This is a genomic window from Desulfovibrio sp., from assembly GCF_047607245.1.
In the GTDB taxonomy this organism is placed as follows: Bacteria; Desulfobacterota; Desulfovibrionia; order Desulfovibrionales; family Desulfovibrionaceae; genus Desulfovibrio.
On the sequence record NZ_JASGDK010000126.1, the window covers coordinates 1 to 6,477 of the forward strand.

7 protein-coding genes and 1 pseudogene are annotated in these 6,477 nt (G+C 53.7%); 1 reads left to right on the forward strand and 7 read right to left on the reverse strand.

Annotated elements, in window-relative coordinates:
* From QM579_RS10240 to QM579_RS10270, 7 genes and pseudogenes are all read right to left on the reverse strand, one after another.
* Positions 1-325: NADH-quinone oxidoreductase subunit J (locus tag QM579_RS10240; RefSeq protein ID WP_414999056.1), on the reverse strand; the 325-nt coding region annotated here is incomplete at its 3' end.
* A complete protein-coding gene (locus QM579_RS10245; protein WP_414999057.1) occupies positions 325-765 on the reverse strand; it encodes a NuoI/complex I 23 kDa subunit family protein in 441 nt (146 codons plus the stop codon). The genes QM579_RS10240 and QM579_RS10245, both read right to left, overlap by 1 nt.
* 2 nt (positions 766-767) lie before the next feature.
* Positions 768-1,763, reverse strand: a complete 996-nt coding sequence (gene nuoH, locus QM579_RS10250) for an NADH-quinone oxidoreductase subunit NuoH (protein WP_414999058.1) — start codon at positions 1,761-1,763, stop codon at positions 768-770.
* Positions 1,764-1,770: 7 nt separating this feature from the next.
* The gene (locus QM579_RS10255; protein ID WP_414999059.1) at positions 1,771-2,889 is read right to left on the reverse strand and encodes an NADH-quinone oxidoreductase subunit D; all 1,119 of its coding nucleotides are present in this window, start codon (positions 2,887-2,889) and stop codon (positions 1,771-1,773) included.
* Positions 2,886-3,584 (reverse strand): NADH-quinone oxidoreductase subunit C, encoded by a 699-nt coding sequence (locus QM579_RS10260; protein ID WP_414999060.1) that lies wholly within the window; start codon positions 3,582-3,584, stop codon positions 2,886-2,888. The genes QM579_RS10255 and QM579_RS10260 overlap by 4 nt, the downstream gene beginning before the upstream one ends.
* Before the next feature lie 164 nt (positions 3,585-3,748).
* Positions 3,749-4,249: pseudogene (locus tag QM579_RS10265) on the reverse strand (NADH-quinone oxidoreductase subunit B); the annotation flags it as partial.
* Positions 4,198-4,608 (reverse strand): NADH-quinone oxidoreductase subunit A, encoded by a 411-nt coding sequence (locus QM579_RS10270; protein ID WP_414999061.1) that lies wholly within the window; start codon positions 4,606-4,608, stop codon positions 4,198-4,200. The gene QM579_RS10270 and the pseudogene QM579_RS10265, both read right to left, overlap by 52 nt.
* Positions 4,609-5,710: 1,102 nt before the next feature.
* Here QM579_RS10270 and dsrA point away from each other — a divergent pair.
* Positions 5,711-6,477, forward strand: a 767-nt coding sequence (gene dsrA, locus QM579_RS10275) for a dissimilatory-type sulfite reductase subunit alpha (protein ID WP_414999062.1), incomplete at its 3' end; no start/stop codon positions are given.

Genomic DNA, 6,477 nt, shown 5'->3' on the forward strand with positions numbered 1-6,477 from the left:
CACTGCCACCCAGTGTGCCCAGAGCCAGCACCAGCGGCCCTTTTTGCTCCATCTGCGTCCGGTGCGACCGTTCGGCCAGCATGATGGCAAAAACAAGCGTCACGCAGACAGCCCCGATGTAGATGAGTATCTGCATGAAGGCCAAAAAGGGGCTGGACAGGTAGTAATAAATGCCAGCCACGCCCAGAAGGCACAGTGCCAACCCTGCCACGCTGCGTATGAGGCGGCGTGTGGTCACAGCCACGGCAGCCCCAAAAAATGTCGCCGCCACAAAGACCAGAAAGATAACCCCGGCAATGATCTGCAAAGCATCGGATGTGGGCATTACGGACGCTCCTTGAGTCTTTTGACAAGGTCGAAGCGGTATTCTTCAGCGTTTACGCCAGCCAGATTGTAATCCTTGGAAAAAGCCAGGGCATCAGTGGGGCAGGCTTCAACGCACAGTCCGCAAAGGCTGCACTTGGTGAAATCCAGTTCATAGGTGGTAAGCTTTTTCTGTTTGGCCCCCTCCGGCTTTTCACCTGTCAGGGCAATGCAGCCCGAGGGGCAGGCCTTTTGGCAGGCTCCGCAAACAATGCATCTGTCCGATCCGGTTTTTTCGTCATACACAAGGTCAATATGCCCGCGATAGCGTGGTGGAATGGGCAGAACCTCATAGGGGTACTGTCTGGTCACAACGGGCTTGAAGAAATAGCGCAGGGTGATGTACATCCCCACTGCCAGGCTCCATGCGCCGCCCAGAATGTCTTTGAAGTAGGCAGTCATGATTACAATACCTTGAGCAACGCGCTCGTAAGAATGAGGTTTGCAAGGGCTATGGGAATGAGCACCTTCCATGAAAGGTTGAGCAAGCCGTAAAATGTGGTGCGCGGGAAGGTCCAGCGTATCCAGATGACCGTGAAAATGACGGCGTAAAGCTTGATAAGAAACCAGTGGACCCCGGGCCACAGGCCCAGAGGGCAGCCCCAACCGCCGAGGAAAAGAATGGTCAGAATACTGCTGCCCACCACCATATTGGCGTATTCACCCATAAAGAACACGCCAAAGCCCATGCCGCCGTATTCGGTAAAAGCGCCAGCTATAAGCTCACTTTCGGCCTCTGCCATGTCGAATGGCGCGCGGTTTGTTTCAGCCAGCATGCAGATGAAAAAAATGATGAAGGCCACGGGCATAAGCGGGCTTGCCGAAAGCCGCAGTACATTCCAGTTCCAGAATCCGCCAGCCTGAGTCATGACGATCTCATGCAGATTCAGGGATCCGGTTACCATCACAAGGCTCACCACCACCAGCAGCATGGGAATTTCATAGGCCACGTTTTGTGAAACCACGCGGGCCGCTGAAATGATGGCGTACTTGTTGCGCGAACCCCACGCGCCCAGCAGCAGGCCCAGCACGTTTATGGAGGCGAATGCGAATATGGCCAGAAGGCCGAGGTTCAGATTTCGCGCGCCCAGATTTTCAGCGTAGGGAATGGTGACAAAGCTCATGAAGGCCGGAGTCATAACCAGCACTGGGCCCACAAGGTAGAGAACCCGGTCAGCCCCTTGCGGGATGAAGACCTGTTTGCTCATGAGCTTGAGCGCGTCGGCCAGGGGCTGCAACAGGCCAAACGGGCCTACCTCCTTGGGGCCGATGCGCCGTTGGATATGCCCGGCCTCTTTGCGCTCAAGCCAGACCAGATAGGCGGCATTAAGACCCACAAAGGCGAAAAATCCTACAAGATAGGCAATAAGGCGCAGTACTTCGGGATCAGGCAGCAGCATGATGTCCTCACCTGTCAATGTCGGGAATAACCAGATCCAAACTGCCAAGCATGGCAAGGGCATCAGGCAGCAACATACCCCGGCTGGCCTCGCCAAAAACCAGCAGGTTGGCGAAGCAGGGGGTGCGCAGCTTGAGCCGCCAGGGGGTATTGGTACCATCGCTGACGGCACGCATGCCAAGCAGGCCACGCGCCGTTTCCACCGCATGATAGTAATCGCCCTTGGGAGGCTTGAGGGTTTTGGGAACCTTGGCCGCCATGACGGGACCGTCGGGCAGCTGATCCAGAGCCTGCTCGATGATGCGCAAGCTCTGCTCGATTTCATCCATCCGCACCATATAGCGGGCCATAGAATCCGCCTCGTGGTAAACGGGCACGTCAAAGTTGAAACGGTCGTAGACGGAATAGGGCTCGTGGCGGCGCACATCGTAATCAATGCCCGCGCCTCTGGCCACCGGGCCGGTAGCTCCGTACTTGCGGCACATTTCTGCCGGAATAAAGCCGATGTCCTTCAGCCGCTTAACAATGATGATATTTTTGCTGACAAGGGCGTGGTATTTGGGCAGCCGCCTGCGCATGCGCTTGATAAAGGCGCGCGTGCCCGTGATAAAATCATCGTCAATATCGTTGGCAAGGCCCCCGAAGCGGAAATAGCAGTATGTCAGGCGTGAGCCTGTGACGGATTCCAGAAGATCAAGAATGTGCTCGCGGTCGTCAAAGGCGTAGAGCAGGGGAGAAAATCCCCCAAGGTCCAGCACAAAAGCGCCGAACCAGAGCAAATGGCTGGAGATGCGGTTGAGTTCAGCAGTGATGACGCGGATATATTCGGCGCGTTCCGGCACCTCGATGGCAGAGGCGCGTTCTACAAGACAGGCGTAGCCGTGGTTGTAGGCCAGGGCATGCAGGTAATCCATACGGCCAGTATTGGGGAAAAACTGTGTCCAGGTGCGGTTTTCGGCCATCTTTTCGTGCATGCGGTGGATGTAGCCCAGCACCGGCTCTGCCTCGAAAACATACTCGCCGTCCATAACCAGTTTGATGCGCAGCACACCGTGAGTCGCGGGATGCTGCGGCCCAAGGTTCAGCACGAAATATTCGTCAATGGGGCATTGTGGCAGAACGTTCATGCGCCGTAATCCTTGAGCAGAGGGTGAAAGTCCGCATCTTCGGGCAGCAGCAGGGGAACAAGATAGGAATGCCCGGTGAAGACGACGCCAAAGAAGTCATGGGCCTCGCGTTCATGCCAGTGGGCTATGGGATAGATATTCAGTATTGTGGGAACCTGCGGCCGGGAGCGCGGCGTGCGCACACGCAAGACGACTCTGTGGCGCGACTCAAAGCGGTTGAAGTCATACACCACTTCAATTTCGTCTTCGGGCAGTGGGGCTGCGTCCGGTGGAGGCGTCTGCGCGGCAGTGTTTGGGGTAGGGACTGCGTCAGTATGAGTGGCAGCGCCTGTGCCTGCGCCCGTGTCTGCGTTTGGGGCCGCGCTTGAGGCCGCTTCGCTGCCCGCAGTCCCGGGCTTTGTTTCCTCGGCCAGTTTTGCCTGTGCTTCTGCACGCGCGTTGGCTTCGGCTGCTTCAGCCGCCTCGGCAGCTTTGCGCAGGGCTGCCTGTTCGCCAAGCCAGTCAACACCTGTGATGGACTCAAGAAAATATCCGGCCTCATCCAGAATGGTCACGGCTGGCACAAGAGCTTCAGGTGGCAGGCTTACATCCAGATCATAGCCTTTTGCCGCGTAATCCGCCTGACGCACTTCGGCTCCCGGCAGGGCGGCAAGGTTCGCCGCAAGGGCTGCATTGGTCGCGTTTTGCTGGGTCATGACTTGACCTCCGAGGCGGGAGTTGCCTGCGTGGGAGACTCTACGGAAGCGCCATTGCCTGAAGGCGGCTCCGGTGCGGGCTGTACGTGCATCTTGTTGATTTCCTGAGCTTCCGCCTTTGCTCTGGCCGCTGCTGGACCAGGCAGGGGAATGGGGTCAACGCGCGGCCAGCGGCGTTTGCCCGTAAGCTTTTCCTCAAGCTTGAGTATGCCTTCAATGAGGGCTTCGGGGCGTGGAGGACAGCCGGGAACAAAAACATCCACGGGAAAAAGCTTATCCACGCCTTCAACAATGCCGTACTGTCCTTTGTACACAAAAGGCCCGCCGGAAATGGCGCAGTTGCCCATAGCGATAACCCACTTGGGCTCGGGCATCTGGTCGTACAGCGTCTGCACTGCGGGGGCTATTTTTTTATTGATGGTGCCGGAAACAATCATCACGTCGCTCTGCCGCGGGGACGGGCGAAAAACCTCAGCCCCAAAGCGCGCCAGGTCAAACCGCGAAGCTCCGGTAGCCATCATTTCTATGGCGCAGCAGGCCAGACCAAAGGTCATTGGCCAGAGCGAATTGGCCCGGCACAGGTTCAGAAGCTGATCCAGCTTCGAAAACTGAACTATTGATCCGAGTACGTCTTGCGTTGCCACTGAAACACTCCCTTTTTCCATGCGTAGACAATAACCAGAGACAGGATGCCCACAAAAATGAGTATTTCCAGAAATGCCTGCATGTCGCCCACAGGTCCCGGGCTTTTGTAGACAAGAGCGACAGGCATCAGAAACAGAATGTCGACGGCAAAGGCCACGAACATCAGTGCGTAGAGATAATAGACCGCACTGAATTTGATCCAGGCGTCGCCAATGGGGGGCATGCCGCATTCCACTACCTGAAGTGTTTTGCCAACGGTATTTCGGGTGGATCTTGGCTGAAGGAAATACACAAGAACAAAAGGACCGACAGCAAAGGCAATGCCGCCCATGCAAAATACGACAATATAAATGAGGTCAATCAACTCTTGAGATGTCACGCTGGGACGCCTCCTGGGATAAAAAGACCGTTGCTCAACAGAAGACCGATGCAAATGTTCGCGTTAAACTGGCTGTTAAACCAAGGGCAAAACCTACTTTGTCATCAAAAAATACTCTTTTCTTTTATGGCTATACCCCAGATTCTATTGTGTCAATGGCATGTCATGAAAAGTATTGGGTTGATGTGCGTATACTCACAAAATAATATTAAATGTGATTTTTTTTTCTAGTAAAAATTACATATCGATACTCGAAAAAAACGGAAATATAAGGGAAAATTTTTCTTCTGTATCCCCCCAATAATTTGTTAATAAAGATTTTTTTCACTTTTTTAGTAATGCAGAGTGGCAATGTACAATTAATTTTCAAAAATAGCGCACGATGTCTACTCAACGTGACACGCATGAAGAGAGCCAGGGAGGGAAGAATCATGCTGTTAGTTCATGCTCTCCTTGAACAGCCTTGGGATATGCGTATGCAGACGCCCGGTGGTAAGGTGCAAGTGGTGTTTGTGGGCGATGGTAAACGCCGCAAAAAAGCATCTTAAGCGTTGGGGATGTATGTTCTCAACGTTGTCATTGGGCAGAAGTGCAATTGGGGTAGAATCTGTGCAGCGTTGCAGCGCGCTGAATTCTCGTGCAACGTTAGAGCATTTCAAATTTTTTAAATTGAAATGCTCTAAATATAAATAACAAAGAAATTCAGGTTTGTGCAGGTTGGCGCTGTTTGCTCTGCTGTCGTTCCATGCATTCCTTAGCCTGTCGGCGGAGGGTGCAGGATCTTTGGCATGACAAATGATATTATGCAATTAACAACGAAATATCGTTTTAAACAGCGATATAGCATTCAATATTCAAGGGCCATTATTGAAAAATGAACTTAACTTACTGATTTAAATTAAAAAATATGAATCGGCTTGATTTTTGAATACATAGTTGCGTTGCTGCTGCTCCTGTTGGTTTTCAGGGGGGCCTATTTGGGGGATGAAGCAAGCTGATATCGATCACCCGGCATAGAGGTATTTTGCCGTACCTGCTTTTCATGCGCCGCTTGTCTGCTTTGCTTGCTCATACAATAACATTGAACTTTTGAGGTGTGATAATGGCAAAATTTGCAACGCCGCAGTTGGACCAGCTGGAAAGCGGCCCTTGGCCGAGCTTTGTGTCCGACATCAAGCAGGAAGCCGCACAGCGCGCGGCCAACGCCAAAAATATTGAATACCAGATCCCTGTGGATGCTCCTGAAGATTTGCTTGGCGTGCTTGAACTCTCCTATAATGACAAGGAAACCCACTGGAAGCACGGCGGCATCGTGGGCGTGTTCGGTTACGGAGGCGGCGTTATCGGCCGTTACTGCGACCAGCCCGAAATGTTCCCCGGCGTCGCTCATTTTCACACGCTGCGTGTTGCCCAGCCTTCAGGCAAATACTACAACAGTACTTTCCTGCGCGGCCTTTGCGACATTTGGGATATGCGTGGTTCCGGCCTGACCAACATGCACGGCTCCACCGGCGACATCGTGCTTCTTGGCACCCAGACCGTTCAGCTTGAAGAGATCTTTCATGAGCTGACTCACAACCTGAATGTGGACCTTGGCGGCTCAGGTTCCAACCTGCGTACTCCTGAAGCCTGTCTTGGCCAGTCCCGCTGCGAATATGCCTGCTACAACACGCAGGATATGTGCTACCAGCTGACCATGGACTATCAGGACGAACTGCACCGTCCCGCCTTCCCCTACAAGTTCAAATTCAAGTTCGACGGCTGTCCCAACGGTTGCGTGTGCGCCATGGCGCGTTCTGACTTCGCCGTTGTCGGTACCTGGAAGGACGACATCAAAATCGACCAGGAAGCCGTGAAGGCTTACGTGGC

Bases quoted from the DNA above. Each gene is read 5' to 3' on its own strand.
- QM579_RS10245 (WP_414999057.1), bottom strand. From the start codon at position 765: ATGACTGCCTACTTCAAAGACATTCTGGGCGGCGCATGGAGCCTGGCA.
- nuoH (WP_414999058.1), bottom strand. From the start codon at position 1,763: ATGCTGCTGCCTGATCCCGAAGTACTGCGCCTTATTGCCTATCTTGTA.
- QM579_RS10255 (WP_414999059.1), bottom strand. From the start codon at position 2,889: ATGAACGTTCTGCCACAATGCCCCATTGACGAATATTTCGTGCTGAAC.
- QM579_RS10260 (WP_414999060.1), bottom strand. From the start codon at position 3,584: ATGACCCAGCAAAACGCGACCAATGCAGCCCTTGCGGCGAACCTTGCC.